At 49.2% G+C, this 25747-nt stretch carries 23 protein-coding genes; 14 read left to right on the forward strand and 9 right to left on the reverse strand.

The window, feature by feature from the left end:
* Positions 1–82: 82 nt before the first annotated feature.
* Positions 83–1534: an aryl-sulfate sulfotransferase gene (locus ACXAFI_RS01345; protein ID WP_475107371.1), complete on the forward strand. Its 1452-nt coding sequence runs from the start codon at positions 83–85 to the stop codon at positions 1532–1534.
* Between the two features lie 202 nt (positions 1535–1736).
* Here the strand turns inward: ACXAFI_RS01345 and ACXAFI_RS01350 are convergent, their stop codons facing one another.
* From ACXAFI_RS01350 to ACXAFI_RS01360, 3 genes are all read right to left on the reverse strand, one after another.
* Positions 1737–2033 (reverse strand): putative quinol monooxygenase, encoded by a 297-nt coding sequence (locus tag ACXAFI_RS01350; RefSeq protein ID WP_475107372.1) that lies wholly within the window; start codon positions 2031–2033, stop codon positions 1737–1739.
* Between the two features lie 20 nt (positions 2034–2053).
* Positions 2054–2506, reverse strand: a complete 453-nt coding sequence (locus tag ACXAFI_RS01355; RefSeq protein ID WP_475107373.1) for a DMT family transporter — start codon at positions 2504–2506, stop codon at positions 2054–2056.
* Positions 2507–2666: 160 nt separating this feature from the next.
* The gene (locus ACXAFI_RS01360; protein WP_475107374.1) at positions 2667–3341 is read right to left on the reverse strand and encodes a type 1 glutamine amidotransferase domain-containing protein; all 675 of its coding nucleotides are present in this window, start codon (positions 3339–3341) and stop codon (positions 2667–2669) included.
* A 113-nt stretch (positions 3342–3454) separates the two neighbouring features.
* Here ACXAFI_RS01360 and ACXAFI_RS01365 point away from each other — a divergent pair, with 113 nt between their 5' ends.
* Both ACXAFI_RS01365 and ACXAFI_RS01370 read left to right on the forward strand, forming a co-directional pair.
* The gene (locus tag ACXAFI_RS01365; RefSeq protein WP_475107375.1) at positions 3455–4336 is read left to right on the forward strand and encodes a LysR family transcriptional regulator; all 882 of its coding nucleotides are present in this window, start codon (positions 3455–3457) and stop codon (positions 4334–4336) included.
* A gap of 2 nt (positions 4337–4338) precedes the next feature.
* Positions 4339–4662, forward strand: coding sequence for a cupin domain-containing protein (locus tag ACXAFI_RS01370; protein ID WP_475107376.1), 324 nt, complete (start codon positions 4339–4341; stop codon positions 4660–4662).
* A 59-nt stretch (positions 4663–4721) separates the two neighbouring features.
* Here the strand turns inward: ACXAFI_RS01370 and ACXAFI_RS01375 are convergent, their stop codons facing one another.
* On the reverse strand, positions 4722–5582 hold the full coding sequence (locus tag ACXAFI_RS01375) for a LysR family transcriptional regulator (RefSeq protein ID WP_475107377.1): 861 nt from the start codon (positions 5580–5582) through the stop codon (positions 4722–4724).
* 179 nt (positions 5583–5761) lie between these two features.
* On the opposite strand from ACXAFI_RS01375, the gene ACXAFI_RS01380 reads away from it, so the two are divergent.
* The 4 genes from ACXAFI_RS01380 to ACXAFI_RS01395 all read left to right on the forward strand — a co-directional run bounded on the left by ACXAFI_RS01380 (position 5762) and on the right by ACXAFI_RS01395 (position 10137).
* Positions 5762–7183, forward strand: coding sequence for an aromatic amino acid ammonia-lyase (locus ACXAFI_RS01380; RefSeq protein ID WP_475107378.1), 1422 nt, complete (start codon positions 5762–5764; stop codon positions 7181–7183).
* Positions 7180–8040 (forward strand): TauD/TfdA dioxygenase family protein, encoded by an 861-nt coding sequence (locus ACXAFI_RS01385; RefSeq protein ID WP_475107379.1) that lies wholly within the window; start codon positions 7180–7182, stop codon positions 8038–8040. The genes ACXAFI_RS01380 and ACXAFI_RS01385 overlap by 4 nt, the downstream gene beginning before the upstream one ends.
* A 16-nt stretch (positions 8041–8056) precedes the next feature.
* Positions 8057–9379 carry a phenylacetate--CoA ligase family protein gene (locus ACXAFI_RS01390; RefSeq protein WP_475107380.1) on the forward strand — a complete coding sequence of 441 codons (1323 nt, stop codon included), beginning with the start codon at positions 8057–8059 and terminating at the stop codon, positions 9377–9379.
* A 341-nt stretch (positions 9380–9720) separates the two neighbouring features.
* A complete protein-coding gene (locus tag ACXAFI_RS01395) occupies positions 9721–10137 on the forward strand; it encodes a DUF1203 domain-containing protein (protein WP_475109788.1) in 417 nt (138 codons plus the stop codon).
* Positions 10138–10294: 157 nt separating this feature from the next.
* On the opposite strand, the gene ACXAFI_RS01400 is transcribed toward ACXAFI_RS01395, so the two are convergent.
* From ACXAFI_RS01400 to ACXAFI_RS01410, 3 genes are all read right to left on the reverse strand, one after another.
* Complete coding sequence (locus tag ACXAFI_RS01400; protein WP_475107381.1) at positions 10295–11173, reverse strand: polyphosphate kinase 2 family protein; 879 nt, start codon at positions 11171–11173, stop codon at positions 10295–10297.
* Positions 11174–11222: 49 nt separating this feature from the next.
* Positions 11223–13760 (reverse strand): plasma-membrane proton-efflux P-type ATPase, encoded by a 2538-nt coding sequence (locus ACXAFI_RS01405; protein WP_475107382.1) that lies wholly within the window; start codon positions 13758–13760, stop codon positions 11223–11225.
* 177 nt (positions 13761–13937) lie between these two features.
* Positions 13938–14804 (reverse strand): LysR family transcriptional regulator, encoded by an 867-nt coding sequence (locus ACXAFI_RS01410; protein WP_475107383.1) that lies wholly within the window; start codon positions 14802–14804, stop codon positions 13938–13940.
* A gap of 102 nt (positions 14805–14906) precedes the next feature.
* Here ACXAFI_RS01410 and ACXAFI_RS01415 point away from each other — a divergent pair, with 102 nt between their 5' ends.
* Positions 14907–15494 (forward strand): FMN-dependent NADH-azoreductase, encoded by a 588-nt coding sequence (locus ACXAFI_RS01415; RefSeq protein WP_475107384.1) that lies wholly within the window; start codon positions 14907–14909, stop codon positions 15492–15494.
* 216 nt (positions 15495–15710) lie between these two features.
* On the opposite strand, the gene ACXAFI_RS01420 is transcribed toward ACXAFI_RS01415, so the two are convergent.
* Together ACXAFI_RS01420 and malT are read right to left on the reverse strand one after the other, a co-directional pair.
* The gene (locus tag ACXAFI_RS01420) at positions 15711–17348 is read right to left on the reverse strand and encodes an alpha-amylase family glycosyl hydrolase (protein WP_475107385.1); all 1638 of its coding nucleotides are present in this window, start codon (positions 17346–17348) and stop codon (positions 15711–15713) included.
* A gap of 233 nt (positions 17349–17581) precedes the next feature.
* Positions 17582–20296, reverse strand: a complete 2715-nt coding sequence (gene malT, locus ACXAFI_RS01425; RefSeq protein WP_475107386.1) for an HTH-type transcriptional regulator MalT — start codon at positions 20294–20296, stop codon at positions 17582–17584.
* A 487-nt stretch (positions 20297–20783) separates the two neighbouring features.
* On the opposite strand from malT, the gene ACXAFI_RS01430 reads away from it, so the two are divergent.
* The 6 genes from ACXAFI_RS01430 (at position 20784) to rlmD (ending at position 25694) form a co-directional block, all read left to right on the forward strand.
* Positions 20784–21677, forward strand: a complete 894-nt coding sequence (locus ACXAFI_RS01430; RefSeq protein WP_475107387.1) for a hypothetical protein — start codon at positions 20784–20786, stop codon at positions 21675–21677.
* A 43-nt stretch (positions 21678–21720) separates the two neighbouring features.
* Positions 21721–22371: an MBL fold metallo-hydrolase gene (locus ACXAFI_RS01435; RefSeq protein ID WP_152455070.1), complete on the forward strand. Its 651-nt coding sequence runs from the start codon at positions 21721–21723 to the stop codon at positions 22369–22371.
* 44 nt (positions 22372–22415) lie between these two features.
* A complete protein-coding gene (locus ACXAFI_RS01440) occupies positions 22416–23027 on the forward strand; it encodes a DUF2799 domain-containing protein (RefSeq protein ID WP_475107388.1) in 612 nt (203 codons plus the stop codon).
* 77 nt (positions 23028–23104) lie between these two features.
* A complete protein-coding gene (locus ACXAFI_RS01445) occupies positions 23105–23536 on the forward strand; it encodes a hotdog fold thioesterase (protein ID WP_152455066.1) in 432 nt (143 codons plus the stop codon).
* A 30-nt stretch (positions 23537–23566) separates the two neighbouring features.
* On the forward strand, positions 23567–24274 hold the full coding sequence (locus tag ACXAFI_RS01450; protein ID WP_475107389.1) for a M48 family metallopeptidase: 708 nt from the start codon (positions 23567–23569) through the stop codon (positions 24272–24274).
* 55 nt (positions 24275–24329) lie between these two features.
* Positions 24330–25694: a 23S rRNA (uracil(1939)-C(5))-methyltransferase RlmD gene (gene rlmD, locus ACXAFI_RS01455; protein WP_475107390.1), complete on the forward strand. Its 1365-nt coding sequence runs from the start codon at positions 24330–24332 to the stop codon at positions 25692–25694.
* Positions 25695–25747: the final 53 nt, after the last annotated feature.

Here is a 25747-nt window from a genome sequence, read left to right on the forward strand (position 1 = left end):
CTTGAAAAGTCAATTTCTCTGTAAACCAGAAGGCAATGGTTGCGTTAAACAGTTGTATTCATAACAAACTGTGAGATCCCCAATGAGTAAATATTTTAGGTTGGCTGTTTTTCAATCAGTATTCTTGCTGTTTTTAACAGGTACTGTCTCTGAGGTTTTTGCACAGCAGGATGATACTGTTCAATTAACACTCAGCGCTCACCCTGAAAACCATCTGATGGTGAATGCCAGTGTGATTACTGCGGAAGCGGCGAGAGTGGCAATAAGGTTTAACTCTGCAGACACCAGTCGACGACGTACAGCGTATAGTGAGCCAGGCACAGACCACGAAGTAACCGTGGTCGGTCTACGCGCTGATACTACTTATCGGTTTACTGCGGTTGCACTTTTGGATAGTGGTGAGATTGTTCGCAGTGAAATCGTAGAATTTAAAACAGGATCGGTACCTGCGGGAGTTCCCGCTGTTGAACTTTTGAATAAAACGGTTATGTCTGAGGGGGGCATTACTATCTTTGCGCCATCAGCGGAGAGGGATAGTACTTTCTGGGGATTTGATGAAGAGGGAGAGGTTGTTTGGTATCTGCACGGTGATGTCCCATTAACCGGTGCTCCAGTAGCGAGAAATCTACATGATGGGCGTTTACTTTTACTACTCAGCGGGGAAGCCCGAGTAATCTCTTTCTCCGGAGAGGTGTTGTCCTCTTTCGAATTGCCGAGTTATCACCACGATATTCATTTGCTGGAGAATGGCAATCTGTTGGTGTTAACCAATGAAACGGGCCAGTTTGGTGAGCATTTCCTACAAGGAGATGCCATTTTAGAAATCGATACTGATGGGAACACAGTGTGGAAGTGGTCGGCATTTGATCACTTGGATACCAGCCGTTTCCCCGGTGCTTTGGCCAGTAGGGTTTTGGATAACGGAGCCCTTGACTGGAGCCACTCTAATGCACTGCATTATGTTCCTCAGGATAATTCCATTTTACTTTCTAGTCGCTCTCAGAGCTGGGTGGTCAGCATTGATCATCAGTCTGGTGCGATAAATTGGATAATGGGGAGGGACTCAGATATTGAGAGCGATTTGAAGGATAAATTCTTTACTCTACAGACTGGTTCCTGGATGGCCTCGCAGCATGCGCCAATGTTGACAAGTGATCATGAAATTCTGATTTACGACAACAGAAATGAAGCTGAGTTGAGTGGTAATATCTACAATAGCCGTGCAGTAAAGTTTCGGCTGAATACATCGACAATGAGTGCTGAACAAACCTGGGAATACATAGCGCCAAAGTATACTCAATCCTTGGGTGATGTTGATGAGCTTGCCGGTGGAAATATATTGCTTTGTGCCGGTGGCCCATCGGACATCAGTACGGGAAGTGATCGCAATGCTTACTTGGTAGAGGTAACATCGACTAGCCCAGCGGATACTGCGTGGGAATTAAAAGTGTTCGATACCACGATTTACCGAGCAGAGCGTGTTAGTTGGTCGGAAATGTTGATCACCAATCCTGTTTTTAATTTTCCTGAGTAATGACACAAGCGTTTAGAGGGAGTGGTGCCTGTAGTATTTTAATTCAGGGTGAATTGAGTTTTTTACTGCTGAGTGCATTTATGAATACGCTACTTATTATGATTCATGTGTCTTCCCTTACTTCCTGAATATTCTCCTTGGCCCACACTAACTTTGTTGTGGGCCTATGATCATTAACTTTGCTGGAGATGGTCGTATGCTTTTAATCAGAAGTAACCTGATATTTTTCAATTCTTGGTTCTTCAGCCAAAATTGGTTCTAACTCTTTTAATGTTTCTTTTAAATGCGGCTCTTGCCAATGTTTTTGTTCACTCTCTTTTGAATCCCACACCTCTAATGTCATAAAGGTATCTGTATCCTCACCCGAACATAAAATCAGATAACTCAAACATCCGCTCTCCTTTTCAGAGTTCTCTGCCAGTCTTGTCAGAATGTTCTTAGCTTTCTGTGTTTCTCCAAGTTTAGACTTCACTTTTGCCATTACATATAGATTGGGCATTGTCTGATCTCCAGATATATTTATGAATTGCGTTTTACCACTAATAAGATGCCTGCAATCATCAGAATAAATCCAATAATTCGTTTGGGGTCCAGGCTGCTTTGTTGTGCACCAAAGAGGCCAAAATGATCGATGGTGGCCATAGCAAAGAGCTGGCCAAGTAAAACAAAAGATATAGTATTGCCAACGCCGTATTTTGGTGAAACCCAGGTGACGCTGAGTACGTAGAAAGCAACCAATATGCCGCCGAGATAAAGGTGCCAGGAGATATCTTTGTGAAAACCGGCTACTTGGAAACCTTCAGTTTTAAATAAGTAAATAGTAGAGATGGTCAGTCCGACAAAAAACAAAATCGTCGTAGCGAGAGCAGAGCTGCCAAGCTTCACACCTAGACCACTATTTAACGTGGCCATCACCGGGATGCCGATTCCGGCAATTAACATAAGCGACGGATAAAGAATTGAGCTAGGCACTGCTGGAACCTCGTGGAAGGGATTTTAAGGCTATGACTGCTGATGTAGATGAGTTGGGATGACCCACAGTGGAAGCTGTAGGGCTGTAGGGCTGAAGGGATATGAAAAGCTGGCGCAGGAACATCAGCTTGCGCCAGCTTTGTTGATGCGTTATTAACCGCTAGTTGATTAACTGCTTAGCGATTGCTTTACCAACAGCATGCGCACTGGCTGGATTTTGACCGGTAATCACGCGGCCATCCTCGATGACAAATTCCTGCCAGGGTTGCACTTTGTTAAATCGAGCAGACTTTCGGCTAACTGCTTCTTCAAGCAGGAAAGGAATATCCTCAATGGTGCCGAAGTCGATTTCTTCTTCTCGGGTAAAGGAGGTTACCGATTTGCTAGCCAGCAAACTCTCACCATTACTCAGGGTGATGGGTAGTAAGCCAGCCGGACCGTGGCAGACCGCAGAAAGAATGCCGCCATTTTCATAGATCTCTGCACTCAATTTAGCGAAATCTTCATTACTGGCTAGGTCGGAAAGTAGACCAAACCCACCTGGGTAGAACACGGCATCGTAATTGGCAGTATTCAGCTGGTTTACTGGAATAGTGTTGTTGACTCGGTTCTGGAAGTCTTCATCGGCCAATACCTGGCTGTTGACCTCATCTCCTTCAATATCGGTACCGTAGAGTGGCGCCTTGCCACCTTTGATGGAGGCAATATCGTAGTCAATGCCATTCTCTTTGAGGACATGCACGACGTGCGTCAGCTCAGGAGAGTAGGTGCCATTAGCTTGGTCGGTTTCCCCGAGGGTTGCATGGTTGGTTACGGGAATAAGTACTTTCTTCATGAATCTGTCCTCTGTGTTAAGCATTCAGTGGGAGGATTCTAGGTTGTCCCTGATAAGATGATAATATATAGTTTCTGTTAAATACCTTTGCAGAATGGCAATAATGGTGAGGTATGGATACATTTGACGGTGTAGTCGAATTTGTTGCTGTAGCTGAGTGCCAGGGTTTCTCCGCGGCCGCCAAACAGTTGGGGTGCAGTACCAGTCATGTGAGCCGGCAGGTGGCTCGCTTGGAGGAGCGCCTGGGAAGCGCTCTTCTGGCTAGAACAACGCGCTTGGTCAGCCTGACTCAGGCTGGGGCTGTTTATTACCAGCGCTGTAAAGAACTGGTTGTGGGTCTGCAGCAGGCCAATGAACAGGTTGGCCAGCAACAGTATGAGCTGAGTGGCACCTTGAGGGTGAGCTGTGCCGGTATATTCGCCGAGCAGTATGTGGCACCAGCGCTGATGGCTTTCGCTTTACAGCATCCCGACCTGCAGATTGATATCGATTTCAACAGCCGAATGGTTAATTTTGTTGAGGATGGTATCGACTTTGCGATCCGCTATGGCCGCCTGGAGGATTCTGGACTGGTAGCCCGCAAGCTGGCGGGACGCCAGATGATGGCTGTTGCCAGTACGGAATATCTCGATCAATTCGGCAGGCCAAACCATCCTCAAGATTTAAAGTCACACAGTTGTATTGTTGCGAATAATGATAACTGGATATTCGATATGGAGGGTGTTGAAGAATCAGTCCGGGTTAATGGTCGTTGGAGAAGTAATAATGCCCATACAGTGGTAAACGCATGTGAAAAAGGTCTAGGTATTGCCTATATGCCAAAAAGCAGCTTTAACCGCTCGTTAGACTCACAGTTATTAGAGCCCGTGCTGGAGCCTTATTGGGGGCACGGAGCCAGTAGCTGGATTGTGTATCAGAATCGCCGCTTTTTACCAATACGAGCGAGAATGGCCATTGATTATCTAATGGATCACTTTTCTAGCTGGCAGGAGTAAATATGATAAATATTCTCGAGAATCTCCCGAAAAACACTGAGGTTGAGCACTTCCAGGACATCGTAAAAAGTGATGCTGTACGAATTGAGAGAATCGTTTCATACGGCCAATCCTCGCCGGAGGAAGGTTGGTATGACCAGGATGAACATGAGTGGGTGCTTGTACTAAGTGGTTATGGGGTGGTGGAGTTTGATTGCGGGGAGGTATGTCAACTGAAGTCTGGTGATTGCTTATTGATACAGGCTGGAAGAAAGCATCGGGTGATTGAGACATCCTCTGGTGAGGCGACGGTATGGTTGGCAATATTTTATCGAGAAGGAACTTGACATATAGATCAAAAATAATTGGCTCATAGTTTAAAAATTAGTTTTCCTATTCTCTTCTCTTAACCAAATTTTTTATAATTCGTAAGTTTAAATTCTTTAATTAACTTCTCAGCACCTAGGCTATGGGTTATTTCCCTTCTATACACCAAGCAGATTTCATCTTTGAATCCTGGTTGGTCTTCATTAACCCATTGAAGCTGATTTCTTCCAATTGCTTGAGCAACTCGGCCAGGAATTATGCCGACCCCGACTCCCTCAAGTGTCATATTTGTGATCAATTCGTGGCTAGAGGAAGTAATATATTGTTTATATTTGTTATTTTTTGCCATATTTTTTAGCAGCCAGTCCGTTTGCATCAGTGCTGGATCATAAATTAATACGTCCCTGGACTGTATTTTTTCAGGATTATGCCAAAAGCTCACCACATCATGACAGAGGTGCTTTATGATTAAATCAGGATGGGGTACGGGATTTACCACAATGCCGATATCAGTTTTCCAGCTGACCACTGATTCGACAATTTCCCGAGAAAGCGCGTGTTGGAAGCTTAATTCGATACCTGGGTTTTGAGCAATGAATTCGGCTAGCCTATCGGGCAGCATATGTAGTGAAATGGAACTGTGACATCCAATGGTGAAGTGACCAACAGCTTCTTTGTTTTCGCGCAGCGCTGAGTACTTAACCTCATCCCAATCATCAAGTAACTGCTGAGCACTTTTTAATAGTCTCAACCCTGCACGAGACAATTGCACACCAGTTTTTTCTCGTATGATTACTTCTGTACCAAGCTGTCTTTCCAGCCTCTTGATAGCCGCGCTTAAACTCGGTTGCCGAATCCCTAACCTCTCTGCCGCTCTTGAAATATTTTTTGTTTTAGCAACCTCAATAAAATAATTGAGTTCATCAGCGTGTGGAAACATAGGGATAACTTATTTAGCCACTTTAAAAGCCAGACTGTTTAAGTTGAGTCTACATCGACATTTATTTGGTTGCCATAGATATTGCCTATGGCAACCAACGACCAGTTCTATTTTTCAAGTTTCAACTCCCATGCTAATTTCTTCGCCTTCTTAGTATTCAAATTATTTCTGGAGTCAGGGTGTCTACATCATCTCTAAGCTATCCAGCGGTAGCGAATGGCAGTGCGGTAACCTATGAAACTAATTTCAACTCAGTTTTAACTTTTCCTCTGCAGGCTTGGTATGAGTGGGGGTACTTACACAACCCAATTACTGCGAGTGATATAGATATTTCTAGAGTTAAGCATTCCTATGCATTACTGCAGGAACAGCTTGGAGATGATGGAAATCCTATCTACGGTTTGCACACAAGTTATGGAGAGAATGAGCGCAATCGCCTAGATCCAAGTCAGTGGAAAGAGACACAAGTCAATCTTCTGGAATACTTAAGAGTTGGTGTTGGTGCGCCATTACCGAAATCGGTAGTCAGGCGTGCATTAAAGTTACAGGCTCTAAAAACAGCGCACGGCTTATCTGGTATCCATCCTTCCACTTATCAAGCGCTTCTTAAGCTGGCCAATAGCGAAAGGCTTCCGAGAGTACCCCGAAAAGGGAGCCTTGGAGCCAGTGGTGATTTGATTTCCATGGCTCATGCTATTTCACCTCTATTTGAACAAGGGCCAAGAGGCCCCCGTGATGTCATTGGGCTTGTAAATACCAACTCTATGATGGCTTCCTGGGCTATTGAGCATGATTATCAGCTAAGAAAGCTATTAAGAGATTGTTTCAAATCTGTGGCATTAACCTCCATGGCCATAGGGGCGGGAGATGAACACTTCTCCGAGGGATTGAGCTACGGAGAGGTGCATGGCAGTTATGCGCGTGCTGGCCAATTACTTACACAATTACGACGTGATTACCTGCGGTCCTCAAGGGTTATCGAGGGTGAAAAAAGCTTATTACAAGCGCGATATTCTGTTCGCTGTGCTCCCCAGATATTAGGCCACTGCCTTGATCTATTGGAGTATTCAGAGGAAAAAATACGTTCTGAAGCCACTGCCGTTGCAGATAACCCTCTAATTCTTGAATCAGGTCCATGGCATGGCGGATTGTTTTATGCGATTGGATTGGCAGCTTCTGCCGAATTTATGCAGGAAATTATCCATCGCTTAGCCGAAATGCTTGATCGACAAATATTGATTTTGATGGATCATCGATTGAATGGAGGACTGCCGGATAATTTAAATGCTGAATCGTTTAACCACTGTAAAGGAATTCATCAGTTATCGTCGGCTCTGTTCCAGGAAATAAAAGCTAGATCGACACCTGTGCGTCAGATGAGTTTCTCGTGTGAAGGAAATAATCAGGATTTGGTTCCCTGCGGAATGACAGCTCTCAATAATATCAGTGACCAACTGGATAGTTTAAGAGAAATTATTCGAGCAGCGACTTTTTGCTCAGCTAGGGCAGCAATAATGCGTTCAAGTGGCGATATGCCAGAAGCATTAAAATTAGTGAATTGGTCGCAATATACAACATCTCAATTAGAGAGCATTCTATGAATTTTAACTATTTAACAGGAAATTTTGGTATTGAGATTTCCGCTAAAGAAATTTCTGAATTCGATCTGGACGCTAAGCAAACATTAAAAAATTTATGGCATGAACATGAACTTTTAGTTATCAGAGATATTGACCTGGATACTCAGGCATTTGTTAGGTTCTGCAGCTTGTTTGGGGAGCTTCAGCAGAACTATTTCTTCTTTCAAGGTCACTCAGAGGGTTATCCACAAGTTGCTAAAATTATTAAGGAGCCTGGTGAAAAGAAAAATACAGGAGGAATATGGCATCACGATCAGGGCTATTACTCCAACCCGGTAAAAGGTATCGCATTGTACGGTATTGATATTCCTCCTAGGGGTGGTGATACCCTCTTTACAAGTTCAACGCTTGCTTATGAGAGCCTGTCAACTGTAATGCAACAGTTAGTCGGTTCACTCAATGTGATACACACTACTGAGTTAATGCTTAAAAAACAGCCGCTGAAAAAGTCAATAGAAGGTAAAGATGGAGATGAATCTGGTATAGAGCGAGCACTCAAATTGATGCCGCTAGAATCTGCTATACATCCAGCAGTCTGTAAAAATCCTGTAACTGGTAAGCCTTTTCTCTACGTAAACCGAACTACTACCTCACAATTTGAGGGAATGACATGCGATGAAAGTATGGGGCTCTTGAATTATTTATTTCATCATATAGAAAAACCAGAATTCAATTGTCGAGTGCAATGGCGTCCTGGGACCTTGGTTATTTGGAATAATCACCAAGTCTTACACTATGCTGTCAATGATTATAATCAACGAAGAGAATTACATCGTGTACATTTTTCCGCTGAAAAACTGATTAAGTACTATAAGTGATTAATTGGTGGGTTTTATGAATTATGATGAGCTGCAGGCTGAATTTTCACATGTCAATAATCAGCCTGAAATTCAAAGGCAGAGTTTAAAAGATGAACAGGTGAGGCGACTATTGCGAGAAGCCTTTGAAAAATCTGATTACTATCGCAAGTTAATTATAAGTAATGATATTGACATAGAGGAAATAAGAAGTTTTGAAGATTTATATAAACTACCGATTATAAGTTCGGAAGTGTTCTCAACTTCTATGTCAGAAATTAGTATGAATTATGACAATATTGTTCGCTATTGTCATACTTCGGGCAGTACCGGTGCACCCAAGCGCGTGCCCTATACACGTAAAGATATTGAGCTGGCAGTAACCTCTCAGGCTCGAAGCTATTTGCTTGCGGGTGTTGAACCATTCGACAAGTGTTTATGTGCAATGACTTATGGTCCCTGGCCTAGTGGGATGATCTGTCATGCTGCCAGTGAAATTTTTGGTCTCACTATTCCTGCAGATTCCTTTCTGGGAATTGATCATCAGCTACAGAGTCTACAAAAAGACAAGCTGAATTATATGGTTTGCTTACCTTCATTGTTACCGAGGCTAGAGCGTTACTGTCTGGAAAAAAACATATCGCCCGTGTCTTTGAGTGTCAGGAAAATATTCGTAGTGGGTGAATTGTTTTCAGAGACTTTTCGGAGTTACTATGAGGGGGTATTCAACGCCAAGCTAATTAACATGTATGCAAATACGGAATTTGGGCTAGTAGCGAGTGAATGCCAATATCATAACTTACATGTCTGGGAAGATTTTTTTCATGTGGAGGTTATTGATCCAGATACGGGTGAGTTATGTGATGATGGTGTTACAGGAGAATTAGTAATAACAGCTCTGAAACGTGAAGCTCTTCCTCTGATTCGTTATAACACACACGATTTGGCTGAAATGTATAAGGAGCCATGTGAGTGTGGCCAAACTGGAGCCTATTTGGGTCCCATCAGAGGGCGTCTCGATAATATGTTCACAATCAATGGGGGAAATATATATCCAATTGTGTTAGAAAACATCGTTACATCCATTCCTGGATTCAGTTCCTTTTACCATTGCATTATCGATAAAATTGATGGGCACGATCAATTATCATTTAAAATTGAAGCTAAAGATATTGTTGATGATCAGGCAAAAGAGTATTTGGCGGGTGAGTTTTATAGAGAGTTGACTAGTTTTGATCTAACACTTCGTATGATATTCCTTGGGCTTGAGTCTGCTTCAAGACTAAATATAGATATCCTACAGCCTGGTGTAATTAGTGAAAAACCTGGGAAGATTAGAAAAATTATAGATAGAAGGTGATTTCTGTATCACCAATAGCTTTTCAGTGTGTTGTTATTGTTGCTAAGTGTTCCTCTGTATAGAGGTAGTATATCGAGTAAGCTTGAGGCTGGCTTATAGTTAATTTTGTTGGTTTTATTTGTCGCTGAGTGTGTGATCATTAGATAGAGAAGTCCTATCGCTTCAATCCATTAGTGTATTCTTTACAGCTGTATCACATTTGCCCAAATTTACACTTCCGAAAATGACCGATACTCGATGTGCTGTGAAGTTATGATTGTTTCTTCTTGATCAATCAGGTTGCAGTTACCATGGCATTTCAAATACAAGGCATTAACCCGCTAAATTTTTACCATTTATTGATGCTTCCAGATGCTCAGTTGAAAGAAAAAAATGCTTGCTGGAAGCTTGTAGATGCGAGCCCCGGTTATCCCTGCAGGGTGTCCCTTGTGGATGCCAAAGCAGGGGAGAGGGTACTCTGCCTACCCTATAGCCATCATAATACTTCATCCTTTTATCGTGCTTCAGGCCCTATCTTTATTCGGGAGCATGCCGAGCCAGCTAAGTTGGAGATTAATGAAGTTCCACTGATGCTGCGACACAGGCTACTTTCAATTCGCGCTTATAATTGCGAGGGGCTAATGGAGACTGCTGAGGTTGCTCAGGGAGCTGAGCTTGAGGGTGTGCTTGAAAAGCAATTTTCCTTAGGGAGTGTGGAGTATATTCATATTCACAATGCGATTCCTGGGTGCTTCAATTGCGCCGTCTACCGAGCGTAAGGTGCATCATTGGGGACTGCCTGTTGGGCTTCTGAAAAACTCTGCTGATCGCTGGGATACAGCCCTCACAGTCCGGCGGTTCCACTGATAGTTATTGTTACCTGCATTCAACCTTGAAGTGAAAAAATTATCGAAGATTAGAACTTAGGAGAGGTTGCTAGCTTTTTTTATGCTCCTTTGAATCATCTAAGAGTCCCTCTTTTTCCTCTAGGTCATCCAGCTTATGATATTTTCTTTTTATTTCATTGATATCCACACTGGGCTTGGGAAAAGACATTTTTAGGGCCTCCATCGCGTCGGCCACAATGGAGGCAATTGCCAGATTTCTAAACCATTTGTGATTGGCGGGAATAACGAACCAAGGGGCATGAGGTTTGCTGCACTTATAGAGAATATCCTCAAAAGCCTGGGTGTAGGCGTCCCAGTAGCTCGCCTCCGTATAATCGCTCTCACTGATCTTCCAGTGTTTGCTTGGATCATCGATACGTTGCTTAAAGCGTTTCAATTGTTCGTCCGCATCGATATGCAGAAAAAATTTCAGTGTCAGGGTGTTATTGTCGGCTAGTAGCTGTTCGAAGTGGTTAATATGGTCGTAACGCTTGGACCAGATGCTCTCTGGTACCATATTATGCACCCGTTGAATTAATACATCTTCATAGTGGGATCGGTTAAAAATCGCCACATGTCCCTGTGCGGGAGTGACTTTGTGACATCGCCATAGGAAATCATGGGCGGCTTCTTCTTTAGATGGCTGCTTGAAGCTAGTCACCGTACAGCCTTGGGGGTTCATTGCTCCAAGCACATGATTAATTGTGCCATCTTTACCGGAGGCATCCCGACCCTGTAGGCAGATCAATAAGGAGCGCTTGTGCTCAGCATACATAAGATACTGCTGTGCGCGAATTCTTTCATCTAATTTATCAATGACCGGCTGGGCCTCTTCGCGATTGTTATAGCAATCTTTAAAACTGGCATCGATCTTATCTAACTGTATCTTGCTGCCGGGTTTTACCTGGAATGCCTCGAAGCAGTTCATAGTTTTATTTCTTCATGATAAGTTAAATGATTTGTCCATGCAGGTTGGATTAAATATCCTGCAGACGTTGGTAGAGCAGCTTCTTCACCAGATCCAGAATAAACATCCACAAAATCATATAGAGCCAAACGAGTCCGATAATACGCCAGGGAATAGCAGGTACCAGCCAACCAAATCCACACATTAAAACCGTGAGCGCCTGAGTACCGACAATAGCGATAAATAACCTCATTGCGGGCAGTGGCTTTGCGAAGAAGGCAGAGCGGGAGCGCACGACAAAAAGTAGTAAATGACCACCGGCGACAATTTGTAAAAAAATAATCGTTTGGATTTGAGGCTTATCCAGGGGTATCCAGGATTGCCACTGGCTGTTTTGTAGCCACTCCATACCAATCAAGAGGAGCCCCATGGTTTGTGCGATAGAAAAAATGCCGATAATGGTCGAACCTAGTAACAAATCACGCATTTCCCAGTGCACCGGTTCTTTCGGCAGCAGGGTGTTGTCGTAGGCAATAGTCATAATGGGAATATCGTCGAGCAGTGCCACTAATACGATCATGACTGGGGTGAGGGGAGAAAAACCGAAAAGGATAGTGGCAAACACCACCACCACCATAATATCCAGGGTCATGGATACCCGAAAGAGCACATAATTAATAATGCGCTCAAAGATCTTGCGTGCTTCGTCAATAGCATCCACTACAGTGGAGAGGCCCGGAGCGGTGAGAATAATCGCCGCTGCGGCACGGGCCGCATCGGTGGCGCCACTAACGGCAATTCCGCAATCAGCTTGTTTTAGGGCAGGCGCATCGTTGACACCGTCGCCGGTCATTGCCACCTGGTGCCCTCTCTCTTGTAAGGCTTTTACGATAGCGTATTTATGCTCGGGGAAAACACGGCCAAAGCCATCGGCGCGTTCAACACAATCGACCACCTGCTTGGATAAGTGGTCCATATTCTCCGAGTCGGTAAAAACATCGGCGGCGGCGTAAATATTCTGCCCAATCCCCACCTGAGCAGCGATTTCTTTGCCGATAGCGACGTCGTCGCCAGTAATCATTTTTATCTGCAGCCCGTGCTCCCTGGCCCGGCTGATGGTTTGTTTGGAATCATCCCGAGGTGGATCTTCTAGCGAGAGGATGCCAAGAAAGTTCCAGCTTTTCCCATCATTGGAACTCGCCACACCCAGGGAGCGTAAGCCCCGTGCGGCGAGTTCCTGCACACAGTCTGAGGCTTTCTTTTCATTATCACCACTGAGCTTGCACAATTGCATCACCGCTTGGGGTGCACCTTTGCAATAAAACAAAGAATTTCCACTGCCATCGACTACTTGGGCCTGGGCACGCTTGATTACTGGGTCGAAAGGAGTGAATTCTTTAAGCTGGTAATTATTAAGTGATTTCTTATCTTTGAGGCCGGCAAAAATTGCCTGATCGATCGGATCACTAGAACCTTTTTCCGAGGCGAGCGCCGCGGCGAGAATTAACTGTTCCGGGCTCTTGGCGACAAATAATTTGGGATCGTGCAGGCTTAGTTGGTTCTTGGTGAGTGTTCCGGTTTTATCGGAGCAGAGAATATCGACCCCGGCAAGCTCCTCTATAGACTCCAGTCGCGAGACTATGGCTTTTTTTCGGGATAGCGCCAGGGCACCGAGTGCGTTAGTGACAGTGATTACGGAGGGCATTGCCACGGGAATCGAGGCAATTAATAGCACCAGGACTGTGCGTAAAATATTAATAATGTCCGACCAGTGCCAGCTGGGGGCCACCACTATGTCACGGTAGAGCTGGGTACCTACCAGTAACAAAGCCAGTACCAGGCACAGCACTATCAGGAAATCGCCAATATGAGTAACGGCTTTTTGCGAGTGGGAGGCGCCTTGGCCGGCACCGGCTACCAGCTTTGCGGTACGGCCAAAAAAAGTATTGCGCCCGGTGCCAATTGTAACAGCGGTCATTTCGCCGCGCTTGGCGATACTACTGGAATAACCGATGTCTCCTATTTTTTTGCTGACCGGCAATGACTCACCCGTAAGAGCAGCCTGATCGATACTGATGGATTTGCCATCGATAAAGCGCACATCTGCGGGCACCACTTGGCCGAGTTTGATTCGCACAATATCCCCGGGAACTACATCGGCGGCGTCAATGGTTTGAAAACTACCATCGCGCAACACCTCCGCCTGCGGCGCCATGCTGGCCTTGAGCGCGGCCAGAGCATTGGAGGCCTTGTGCTCCTGCCAAAATCCCGCGACGGCGTTGTAAAGGAGTAGCGCCATAATAATGGCGAAATCTGGCCAGTGACCGATAAGTGCCGATAGCAGGGCGGCGGCTTCGATCATCCAGGGAATGGGTCCCCAAAAAAAACGCAGAAACTTGAGTAGTGCGCTTTGTTCTTTCTCCTGGATGCTATTGGGGCCGTAGCGTTGCAGACGTGTCTCGGCCTCGGCCTGACTTAACCCCTGAGGTGAGGTGTTGAGTGCCTGGTAAATGGAGGGTAAATCGGCTTTCTGCAGGTCAACCTGGGAGCCTTTTAAGCCGGCTTTACTGGCGTTTCCGCTTTCGGATTTTGGCCCGGGTATTGGCACGGATCGATTCCGCCTGTTGAAAATAATTTCCCGTCGAATGGTCCGCCTGTTAACGACAGTTGGGGTTAAATACGGCTAATCATTATTGAATGATTGGGCGGTGCATCCATATTAATTGAATATTATAGGCTGTGATCTGATGGGCACCCGTAGCTAATAATTTTCACCTTGATCAGCTTAAAGATACCCTTTCTTGAAGGTGTCCAGGCTGAAATCCCAAAAGGCTTTAACGCGTGCTGAATTGCGCATTTGAGGATGAGAAAGTAACCAGAAATGACTTTGAAACTCTTTAAGCTCGAATACTTTCTTTAGTTTGTAAGGTTGCACCATTTTTTGGTCCCCTTCGGGCAAAATGGCAAAACCCAGCTTTGCATTGGCTGCACCTGCCGCTGCCATTACCGAATTACAGTAAATTACTTTGCGACTATTCTTAAATGTTTTTTCACTCCAGCGACCAATCGGCAAACTCAAACCGCGATAACCAATAATATTCTGCTGCTTAATTTCATCCAGTGTCATTGGACCGCTAACCAAGTCTGGATGGGCAAAAATATGCCAGTTGATATCAAAGAGCTTCTTGGCAATGAGATTATCCGGAGCGCTAGGTGATCCACGAAAGGCAATGTCCGCCTCCCTCTTTTCCAGTGATAGATGTTCCGCCGAGTCTATGAGTTCAAATTCAACTTTGGGGTGGTGTGTGCGAAAGGCGGCACAGAGTTTTGGAACCACCTCATAAGAGTAAGAGCCAATTGAGGTAATACGGATAATGCCTTCCATTTCCAAGTTTTTAATGCCTGTATTCAATGCAATGGCATTGATATTCTCGGCGGCTTTTCTGGCGTGTTCTAAAGCTGCATTTCCTTCGTCTGTGAGGAAATAGCCCTGCCTGTCTGCCACGAAAAGCTGGCAGCCAAGATCTTTTTCCAAGGCCTGCAGACGCCTCCAGGCGGTGGAATGGTTTACCCCCAAGGCTTTGGCTGCACTCTGTAGGGAGCCGTGATCTGCCACGGCTATCAGGTATCTAAGATCGTTCCAGTCCATCATATTGCATTTATGCAATTATAAATTGCATAAATTGATAATTTAGTTGCCAATTTGCAGAGATTATAGTCTCCGCATCATTGATGTTCACTAGCTGGAGAGACTATGAGTCACAAAATTCTTGCCGTTTATGCCTCTGCCTTAGGGGACCATTCGACTTCCAGGTCACTGGCTAAACACTGGCTGTCACGACAGGCTGCCACTGAAGTCACCGAGTTGGATTTAAGTATTAACCCGGTTCCGCATTTGAGCGGTGAAATGGTAAGTGCCTTCTTCAGCCCTGAGGAGCAGAAAAGTGCAGCCCAGAAAGCGCTAACGGAGTATTCGAACAACCTTATTGAACAGGTCAAAAATGCAGATACGGTACTGATTGCAGCACCCATGTATAACTTTGGTAGCCCATCTACTCTGAAAGCTTGGTTTGATCACTTAGCGCGGGCCGGGGTGACCTTTACCTATACAGAAAATGGGCCAGAGGGTTTGATTAGAGATACCAAAGTGGTATTGGTCACGACATCTGGGGGTTTCTATAAAGATTCTGTCATAGATTTTCATGTGCCCTACATCAAGCATTTTCTCTCATTTATTGGCATCGACGATGTCACGGTCATCTATGCCGAAGGGCTGAATATGGGGGATGACCACAAAGAGACGGCCTTAACTCAGGCTAAGGTAGCTCTGGAAGCAATTTGATCTATGAGGCGCACAGCAAAGTAAGTAGAGCAAAGTGAAAAAAGCCGGCTTTGGGCCGGCGGAGAAGCAGACGTCGAAAGGATAAATGACGTTGCAGAGAGACAGAAAAACCAACTTATAGCCCTGGGAGAGATACTGCCGTTTTTCTGAAATTGGCAGCCGGTGGTTGTTGCCACCAGCTGGTAAAATTTTTTGACGGGCTGTTAAAGCCTGAAGTTAATTTTTGTTTCGCAATACACCGGCGCCAGCGGCGGGCAAAACCAGCGTGTTTTCTCTCAGCTCCATTGCAAACAGGCCTGGAGTAATATCCTCGGCCCCAAAAAACTCTTGTGGCAGAGCATAGCTTTCCTCAGTGGCGCCCAGGTTCAGGGCGACCAGGTATACTTCCTTATCTGCGCGGCGCACGAACACCAATAAATCATTGCCGGTATCGAGAACTTCCTGTTGTGCGGTTGCCAGACTTTGGGGCAGTTGCCGGTGCCATTCGATCAATGCACGGAACTGGTTGAGCATGGAGTGCTGGCTGTCTTGCTGCAGATTCACGGCTAAGTTCCGGTGACTCTGGGAAATCGGTAACCAGGGCTTCCCGCTGGTGAAGCCGGCTTGATCAGCGGTATCGGTCCAGGGCATAGGCGTGCGGCAGCCATCGCGACCTTTGAACTCGGGCCAAAGGTTAATACCGTAGGGGTCCACCAAATCCTCAAAGGCGATATCCGCTTCCGCCAGGCCCAGTTCTTCCCCCTGATACAGGCATACGCTACCGCGCAGGACAAGTTGCATCAGTAGGAACAGGGGCGCGCGCTTTTGCGCCAGCTCCGGACTAAGGCTGCGGTTCCAGCGGGTGATAGAGCGCGGCACATCGTGATTGCTAATGGACCAGCAGGGCCATCCTTTTTCAATTACCGCGCGGTTCTTTTCCAGGGTTTCGCGCAGGAATTGCGCGCTGCAATCCTCGGTTAATAAATCGAAGGAATAGGCCATATGCAGGCGCTGTTCCGTGGTGTAGTCCGCCATGATCTTATGGGTATTATCATCACCCACTTCGCCCACGGTAACGGTACCCGGGTATTGATCCATCAGCTGGCGCACACGCTGTAAAAACACCAGGTTTTCTGGCTGGGATTTGTCGTTCTTGTGCCATTGGTAATCGTAGTGATTGACCGGTGGCAGTCCTTTTTGATCCAGCTTAAGCGGGCGGGGAGGATTATCGCTGAGGGCCTGTTGGTGGAAGATAAAATTCACCGCATCCAGGCGGAAACCATCCACACCGCGATCCAGCCAGAATTTCATATCCGCCAGCAACTGCGCCTGCACCTCGGGGTTGTGCACATTGAGATCCGGCTGCTCTTTGAGGAAGTTGGCCAGGTAGTATTGGCGGCGGCGGGTACACCAACGCCAGGAGCCACCACCGAAAACAGATACCCAGTTATTGGGCGGGTTGCCATCGGCTTTAGGGTCCTGCCACACATACCAGTCGGCTTTGGGGTTGTCGCGGCTGCAGCGGCTCTCCTCGAACCAGGGGTGCTGATCTGAGGTGTGGCTCAGAATCTGATCGATAATAACTTTCAGGCCGCGGGCATGGGCGGCCTCAATTAAGCGGTCGAAGTCCTGCAGATTGCCGAAAATCGGGTCCACATCGCGGTAGTCCGCCACGTCATAGCCAAAATCCACCATGGGGGATTTAAAGAAAGGGGATATCCAAATAGCGTCCACACCGAGGGATTTCACGTAATCCAATTTCTGGGTGATACCTGGCAGGTCGCCGATACCATCGCCGTTGGCGTCGCAGAAACTGCGGGGGTAAATCTGGTAAATAACGCTGTTGCGCCACCACTCGGTGCTGTTGCCGCTCATGGATTACTGCCTTGTCTCATTATTCGAAGGGTGGGCGGGCCCACTCAGGAAAGGATAGGGTGAGTATGGCGAAGGGCGGAGCCGCGTTCCTCCTCCCCATAGAGGGGGGGAGGGGCTGACCGGGGGGATTTAGAGCAGGAGAAACAAGTTTCGGGAACTGTTTAAATAGAGATGTAGAGAAATCCTGTAGTGGAGCTTTGCGCACATCCCAGTGCCCCGACTCGCAGTTACTCCTATGGGCGGTCCTGCACCGAGCGCAGCATTTGTTCGGCTAGGGTAATCGCTTCCTGACGGTCTTTGACATCCAGCTTTTGGTAGAGGCTGCGGATGTGGGTTTTGATGGTACTCGGCGCCACTTTGAAATGCCTGGCGATACGCTCGTTCGAAAGGCCTGAATGAATAGCGTTTAAAACCTGCCACTCCCTTGGAGTGAGTGGTGAGTGACGCAGAAAATCCGGTACCGCGTCGCTGGCGAGAATCTCGCGAATAATAGTGTCGTCCAGCTCAATACGAATGCCACCGTCCAACTCAGGTTGCTGCTGGGCGAGTTTAATCAGTACTTGGGCCTTGTCGGTGGACGCTTCATCCAAGCCCCGTTCCAGCGCAGCCTTGAGAATCACAATCAGGGGTTTGCCAATTTGTAGAAAGCTGGCGCGAAATCCTCTGCCTGCGGCCAGCAGTAGCGCCTCGCTAATGGCCTCCACGGCTTCACCGTGCTGTTCGCGCAGCCACAACAGGTGGGACTCCAGCACACGATTGCGCAGGCGATCGGTGACTAAATGACACTCTTCCGCGATCTGTTGCAGGCGGCTCAGCAGGCGATTGGCGTCGGACCAGCGGTGCAGTTCGATCAGTGCGCGCACATGGTTGCGGCCGTGACACTGTTCAAAGTGATTACTGGGCCTGTCTGCAACTGGCGCAGCTTGCTCCAACCAGCTGGCAATGGCTTGTTGGTTGTCCAGGGCGCGCCAGGTGCGAATACGCGCGGCATCGGCATTGGCAACCCAGTCGCGGTGGTAGCGCCCATCTGAGAGTAAGCGGTCGATGCGGGCCAGCCACTCCAGCGACTCCTCTTTTTCTCCACGTGCCTGGGCGAGTTTTAGCAACAGCGTGTATTCCGGCAGTAGCCAGTGTTCACCCACTTTGCGGTTGATCTGCATTCCCCGCCGGGCCGAGTGCTCGGCGCTCTCCAAATCCCCCTTTTCCCACTGCAGCTGCCCGAGCAGGCGGCAGACAAACTCGGCGATGGGCAGGGTGGAGAGGTGGTGTTTCTGCACCAGGTTGGACACCTTCTTCTGCAGTGAGGCAGATTTTTGTAGAAGCCCCTGGGCGAAGGCGATCTCACTCTGTTGGCAGATGGCCCAGGCGGCGCTGGGAATATCTCCCTCGGCGATGGCCAGGGCTTCCACCTCCAACATATGGGTTGCGGCGGGCTCTAATGCGCCCAGGCAAAAACTGGTCTCACCGGTGACAAGCAGTGCAGAAATCCGCTCACCTAGTTGGTCGGGCTGTAAAAGCCCTAGGGCCTCTTCGGCATACTCTTTGGCCTGCAGGGTCTGGCCGCGAGCGATGGCCACCTGGGCGCGCATGGTGGCGAAAGCCCCTTCAAACTGACGCCATTGCTGTGGATCCTGCCGCTGCAGCCAGCTCTCGGCGGTGGCGAGCATTTTCTCGCACTGGTCGTATTCAAAATTCTCCCGCGCCATTTTTGCCGAGAGCAGGGTGAAGCGCGCACTCTGCTGCAACGCCTCACTGCCGAGCCATTCCAGGCAATCACGCAACAAGCGCGACTGCCCGCCGCGCAGCAGTATTTCTCCCTGGCTATCGAGCAGCTGACACAGGCGCTCGCGGTCACTGCCAGCGAGGGCATGGCGCAGGGCTTCCACCGGCTGTTCCATTTCCTGCCAGGAATCACAAGCGAGAGCGTGCAGGTGCAACAGCTGCTCCCGATTGGTGAGCTGGCGCTGCAGGAAGCGGGCGAATACCGGGTGGAAGCGGAACCACTGGCGGCTGGAGTCCTGTGCCTGCAGGAAGAGTCCGCGCCGCGCCGCCTCTTCCAGCAGTTGTTGGCCATCGCTGCGGCCACTCAGGCGCTCCGCCAGCTGGGCATTGACACGGGTGAGGATCGAGGTGCGAGCGAGTAATTCGCGCAGCTCTGGCTCCAGCCTTTCCAGCACTTCTTCGGCCAGATAGTCGAGGATATGGCTGTGGCCCTGTTCCAGTTCCGTCAGGTAGCGGTCTACTTCTTGGCGATCGCGCACCGACAGGGCGAACAGTTGTACCGCTGGTGGCCAACCCTCGCTCAGGTGGTGCAGTTGAGCGGCGCGGTCGCCATCGAGATTAAATGGCAAGCGCTGCTTCAGCAGACGTGCGATCTCTTCGGTATTCAGGGCCAGTTGATCGCTGCCCAGCTCTAATAGGCGGCCTTGTACGCGCAGGGTGGCCAGCCCCAGGGGCGGCTGGCTACGGCTGGTGAGAAGGACCCCGACGCCTGGCGGTGCGTGGCGCAACAGGAAGCGAGTGACGCTGTGCACCGCCTGATTGTCGATATGGTGGTAGTCGTCGAGCACTATGCGCAGTTCGCTGGGCAAGCTGCGCAGTTCACCCAGCAGATGACTGATGACAGTTGTTGGATCCGGACTTTGTGGCGCCGCCAATAAGCGACAGGTTTGCGGTACGCCTTTGCCGGTAGCGCGATGCACGCTTTCCACCAGATAGCGACAAAACTGGTTCGGTTCATTGTCGCTGGCATCAAGGGTATACCAGGCCATTGGATTTTCCTGCGCCGAGGCCCAGGAAGTGACCAGCGTGGTTTTACCGTAGCCCGCCGGTGCCGTCACAAGCAGCAGCTGGTCGCTGTGGCTGTCGTCGAGCAGTGCCAGTAAGCGCGGGCGCACCAGGGTATGCTCGGGGCAGTCCGGCAGGCTGTATTTGGAAGTTAAAAGCATCGCTGCGGGCAGGATTGTTTTAAATGTCTGATTTTTATACAGGGATATTATGCACTAGCGGAGCGCTTTTGTGACAGATTTGCGCCGAGGATAGGACGACTTGCTGGATTCTCTTTGGCTAATACTAGAAGTGGCTTTGCTTATGACGGTATATTGATCGGCGGATCCAATCAGTCTTACCGATCCAGCCCAAAGAGACAAAATAATCAGAAAGAGATCCTGCGGCCAGTTTTTGGCTTGCGGTGTCCGGTGCCAGGAACACATCCCTGTGTTCACCTAGACCGGCGTAGAGCTACCCGACAGCGTTATCTGCTTTCCCGGCTGACATTCGTTGCCGTAATACACGAACGTTTGTACGCAGTGGGGGATTCTTGGATCACTGGATTATGAAAAAACAGAGTTATTTTCGAAAAAAATTTGGTGAATAACTGATGCCGTCAGGGAAGTAGATGCGGCTGCGACAACAATAATAAAAAAAGAGGGAGTTATGGCCGATATTGTGGTTTTGGCAGCGCCGGCTATAGGTGACGCACACAGGAGTTGTGTAAAGCCGTTGTTTTCCATGCTCAGGGAAACCCTGGGTGAAGACTGGTCGCGCCTTCATTGTGATACTTTTCCTACTGTGGAAACACTGCCAGGTAATACCCAGCGAGTATTTGAGGATATGCGCAAATGCGAGGTGGATAGTCTGCGCGCGCGTAAATTCCTGCTTGACGCCCTGGCTGAGAACTCGGCGCAATTGGGGGATATCCATAGTCGCGGTGGTCTCTATGAGAGAACTCAGACAGCCATTTATCAAACCTTGCAAAAGGCCGCAGCCGCCGCTGGCGATTGCGCTCCGGTGTTGCTTATCAGTCATTCGGCCAGCTGTATTAGCTTGTCCAACTATTTGTGGGATGCCCAGCGGCCCAGTGTAAACCACGGTGTCTGGCGCGATGGCGGGCCAGCCGAGGTGCGCAAGGGCTCCGCACGGGAACGCTTTTTGCGCCTGAAAACGCTCAGCCATTGGTATACCCTCGGGGCCGGCACGCCGCTGTGGTTTGGGGCCAAGCAGCGGGATCAGATCCAGGCGGTGGCTACGACCTCTCGCGGGTATCAATTCCGCTGGAAAAATTTCTATCATCCGGATGACCTGCTCGGCTGGCCCCTAAAACCTCTCAGTCCCAGTTACAACCAAGCGGTATTTCGGGATTACGCGACAAGGCCACTGTTCGATCCACACGATGCCCTGGCCGGTCCGCAGCTACTGCCACCGGAGGGTAACTGGTGCAATGAATTGGTGTGGGAGCAGCTGGGCAAAGACCTGCGCGCTCTTCTGCAAAACACCAAACCAAAGGCAGGCGCATCCGCACAGCGATCTCGGCGGGCAGTCGCGGTATAATTGCGGCACTAGCTACTACTCCCGAATAAGGATGGGTTTTACCATGTCGCTGCAATTTCACTCGGTCCCGGTCACTCCTTTTCAGCAGAATTGCACCTTGCTCTGGTGCGAAGATAGCAAGCGTGCCGCAGTGGTGGATCCGGGTGGCGACCTGGACAAAATTCTGGCGGCGGCGCAAGAGCGCGGGCTCAACATTGAGAAAATCCTGCTTACCCACGGTCACCTGGATCATGTGGGTGGCACTGCGGCGCTCTCCAAACAATTACAGTTGCCGATTGAGGGGCCCCACGAGGGCGATGGTTTCTGGATCGAGCAATTGCCGGTGCAGGCGCAGATGTTCGGTTTTCCCTCAGTGGAGGTGTTCACCCCCGATCGCTGGTTGCAGCAGGGCGATACCGTGACTGTCGGCGACCAGGAACTGGAAGTGCATCACTGCCCAGGCCACACCCCAGGACATGTGATCTTTTTCCATCGCCCGAGCAAGTTGGCACTGGTAGGCGATGTGTTGTTTGCCGGTTCTATTGGCCGCACCGATTTTCCCCAGGGGGATCACGACACCTTGATCCGCTCGATTACCGAGCGCTTGTGGCCACTGGGCGATGATGTGCGCTTTGTACCCGGTCACGGCCCTATGTCCACTTTTGGCCAGGAGCGTCAGACCAACCCGTTCGTCGCCGATAAACGTTTCGGCTAATTGGTGGAAATGGCAAAACAATAATCCATCGGGAGCCCCTTCCCATGCCCGTAAAGCTGAGTGTTTTCATGTTGATTCTGGCCACTGCCATTAGTGGTTGCGCTGTTATTTCCGAGGCGGATTGCCGCAATGGGCTCTGGTACGAGCGCGGTCTACAAGACGGCGCCCGCGGGCGTTCCCAGGCGCTGGTGCAGGATATCGCCAAGGAATGCCAAAGTTACGAAATCTATGTGGACAGCGAGGCCTGGTTGCGGGGCCACGAAGAAGGCGTGGAACAATTTTGTACCGCTGAGAATGGCTATGCCCAGGGGCGCCAGGGGCGAAAATATGAGGGCGTATGCACCGGTCCCACCGCGGATATTTTTTTAAAGAGTTATCAGCGTGGCCTCGCCCACTATCGCGTAGCACAGCAGTATCGCGATTTATTGTGGCGCCGGGATAATTTAGAGCGAGAGCTTTACTCCCTACATCATGCCCTTAGGCACAGCGATAGTGACAACCAGAGGCGTGCGCTCTATTTCCAGCACAGCCGGCTCGAATGGGAGTTGCGCATGTTGGATTTAGAACTACACCGCTACGGGCTTTTCGGCCCAGACTATTTCACACCGGGTTTTTATCCGCGCGGCTTTTTTTCATCTGGTTTTTTTTACTGGTGAATTTAGTGGGTTGATATGGCTAGTCAATTCAGCCATTTCCCCCGGTCCCAGTTTGGATTTTCAAGAGAGTTATTCCCATGGCAATTTGGCACGTTACTCCCACCCTGGAAGAGATTAACCGGGGCACCGCCCAGTGTATGCCCGGTTATCTGGGCCTGGAGATTACCGCAATTGGTGAGGATTACCTGGAGGGCAAGCTGCCGGTGGATCATCGCACCCGCCAGCCATTCGGCATTCTACATGGTGGAGCCAACGTGGTGTTGGCGGAAACCCTGGGATCTATCGGTGCCAATCTGTTGGTGGATACCAGTAAGTTTTACTGTGTTGGCCAGGAGATTAATGCCAATCATCTACGTCCTGTGCCGGAGGGTGAAGTTACCGGACGGGCCAAGCCGGTACATATCGGGCGCACCAGCCAGGTATGGGAAATTCTGATTTACGCCCCCAATGGCAAGCTGAGCTGTATTTCCCGGATTACCATGGCGGTTGTGGCTCATGCCGCTGGGTAATTTTCGTCGAGTTTTATTGGGGCGATTTTAATGAGTGAAGTGCGGGAATATTTTTTTGAGGATATTCCCTACCGCCTGGTGCGCTCGGCAAGACGCAAGCGCCTGGGCCTAGTATTGGCCCAATCTGGCGTGGAGGTGCGTATTCCACAGCGCTGCGCCGCCCGTCACGGCCATCAGTTTTTACAGGAAAATATCCAGTGGGTACGCGCTCAATTGCTCGCTGCCAACCAGCGTGCGGCGCAGGTGCCGCAATATCGCTTTGAGTTTGGCGAACACTTTCCCTGGCTGGGTAAAATGCGCCTCCTGGAGCGGGCGGCTAATCGAGGTGGTGCGGCAATCACCGAAGAGGCTGTTCGTCTCTACACGTTATCGCCCGCACCCACAGCGCAGCAATTACAGGGTGCCCTACAGCGCCTCTACCAGCGCGAGGCGTTGGCCCTGTTAACAGAGAAGTCCCAGCGCTTGGCCGAACAATTGGACTTACAGTTTTCCACACTGCGAATTCGCCGCACCAAGAGTAAGTGGGGGCACTGCAGTATTCGTGGAGACCTGCAATACAACTGGTTGGTGTGCCTGGCACCGGAACCGGTGGTGGATTATCTGGTGGCCCATGAGGTCAGTCATTTGCGTCACCATAATCACGGCCGCGATTTTTGGCTGCTGGTGCAGAGTGTTTGCCCCCGCTATAAAGAGCTGCGCCGCTGGCTGCGTGATAACGGCCACCGCCTCACGGTATAGAATTTACCGACAGGTCCCATTGATTTCAGAAGTTTTGAATATTCAGTAATTTCCTATGAGCAGAAAACCGCGTTTTATCACTCCGCGTAAGAAGGTAAAAAAACCTTTGCCCACCCAGGCAGAAGCCTGTGTGGAAAAATTCAGCCACGATATGCGCGGTCTCGCCCGTGTGGGGAAAAAAACAGTATTTATCGATAACGCCCTGCCTGGTGAAGAGGTGCGTTTTCGTTATAGCGCTCATCGGGCTCGCTTCGATGAAGGTGTTGCCAGTGAGATAATTCAGGCTTCGCCACTGCGCTGTGAACCGCGCTGCCCCCATGTGTCCCTGTGCGGGGGCTGCTCCCTGCAACACCTGCAGGACGATGCGCAAATTGTCGAAAAACAAAAAATTTTGTTGGATCAGCTGGCCCGTTTTGGCGGTATTGAACCCGAGGAAATTTTGCCTCCTCTGCTGGCCGAACCTTATGGCTATCGGCGTAAAGCACGTATCGGTATTCGACTGGTGAAATCGGCAAAAGGTAAAAAACTCGTTTTTGGTTTTCGCGAAAAGCGCAGCAACGATTTGACCGATATCGATGAGTGCCATGTTTTGCACCCTTCTATCGCTCAACATATTCCTGCGTTAAAGCAACTGGTGGCGGAGAGCGAGGGGCGCGCGCACTTTTCCCAGTTGGAAGTGGCGGTCGGTGATGATGTGGCGGCCTTGGTATTGCGCCACCTACAGCCCTTGTCGGAAGGGGATCGGCAGCGCTGGCTGGGTTTCTCTAAATCATCAGGTATACACATGTATATACAACCTGGTGATGCGGCTTCGATACAGCTTCTGTGGCCAGAGAATGGTGAGAATTGCCTCAGTTATAGTCTGCCGGAATTTGACTTGAGCCTGCACTTCCAGCCGATGGATTTCTTCCAGGTGAATTTCGAGGTTAACCGGCAGATGGTGAGCCGTGCTGTGCAGTTACTGGACCCGCAACTCGGCGAGCGGGTGTTGGATCTTTTCTGCGGATTGGGAAATTTCACCCTGCCACTGGCACGCCGCGCCGGGGAGGTTATCGGTATCGAGGGTGTTGGCGCTCTCACCCAAAGAGGCAAGGAAAATGCCGCATTGAACGGGCTGAACAACGTGCGCTTTCACACTGCCGACCTGAATGAGGAAATGGTGAAAAAGGCCTGGGCCAGCGGTGGCTTCGATAAAATTTTGTTGGACCCTCCGCGCGATGGCGCCTTGCAGGCGGTGCGTGGTATCGCCCGTTTCAAGGCGCAGAAAATTGTTTACGTGTCCTGTAACCCGGCGACTCTGGCGCGGGATGCCGGGGAATTGGTTCAGCTGGGTTACCGTCTTAGGCAGGCCTGTGTTATGGATATGTTTCCGCAGACGTCCCATGTGGAATCTATGGCGGTATTTGAGCTGGATTCCTAAAACATTTATTCAATTTTATTCCGTCCCTGTATGTCATTTAAAAAGTCCTGGGG

Source organism: Microbulbifer sp. ABH2_005, from assembly GCF_056160005.1.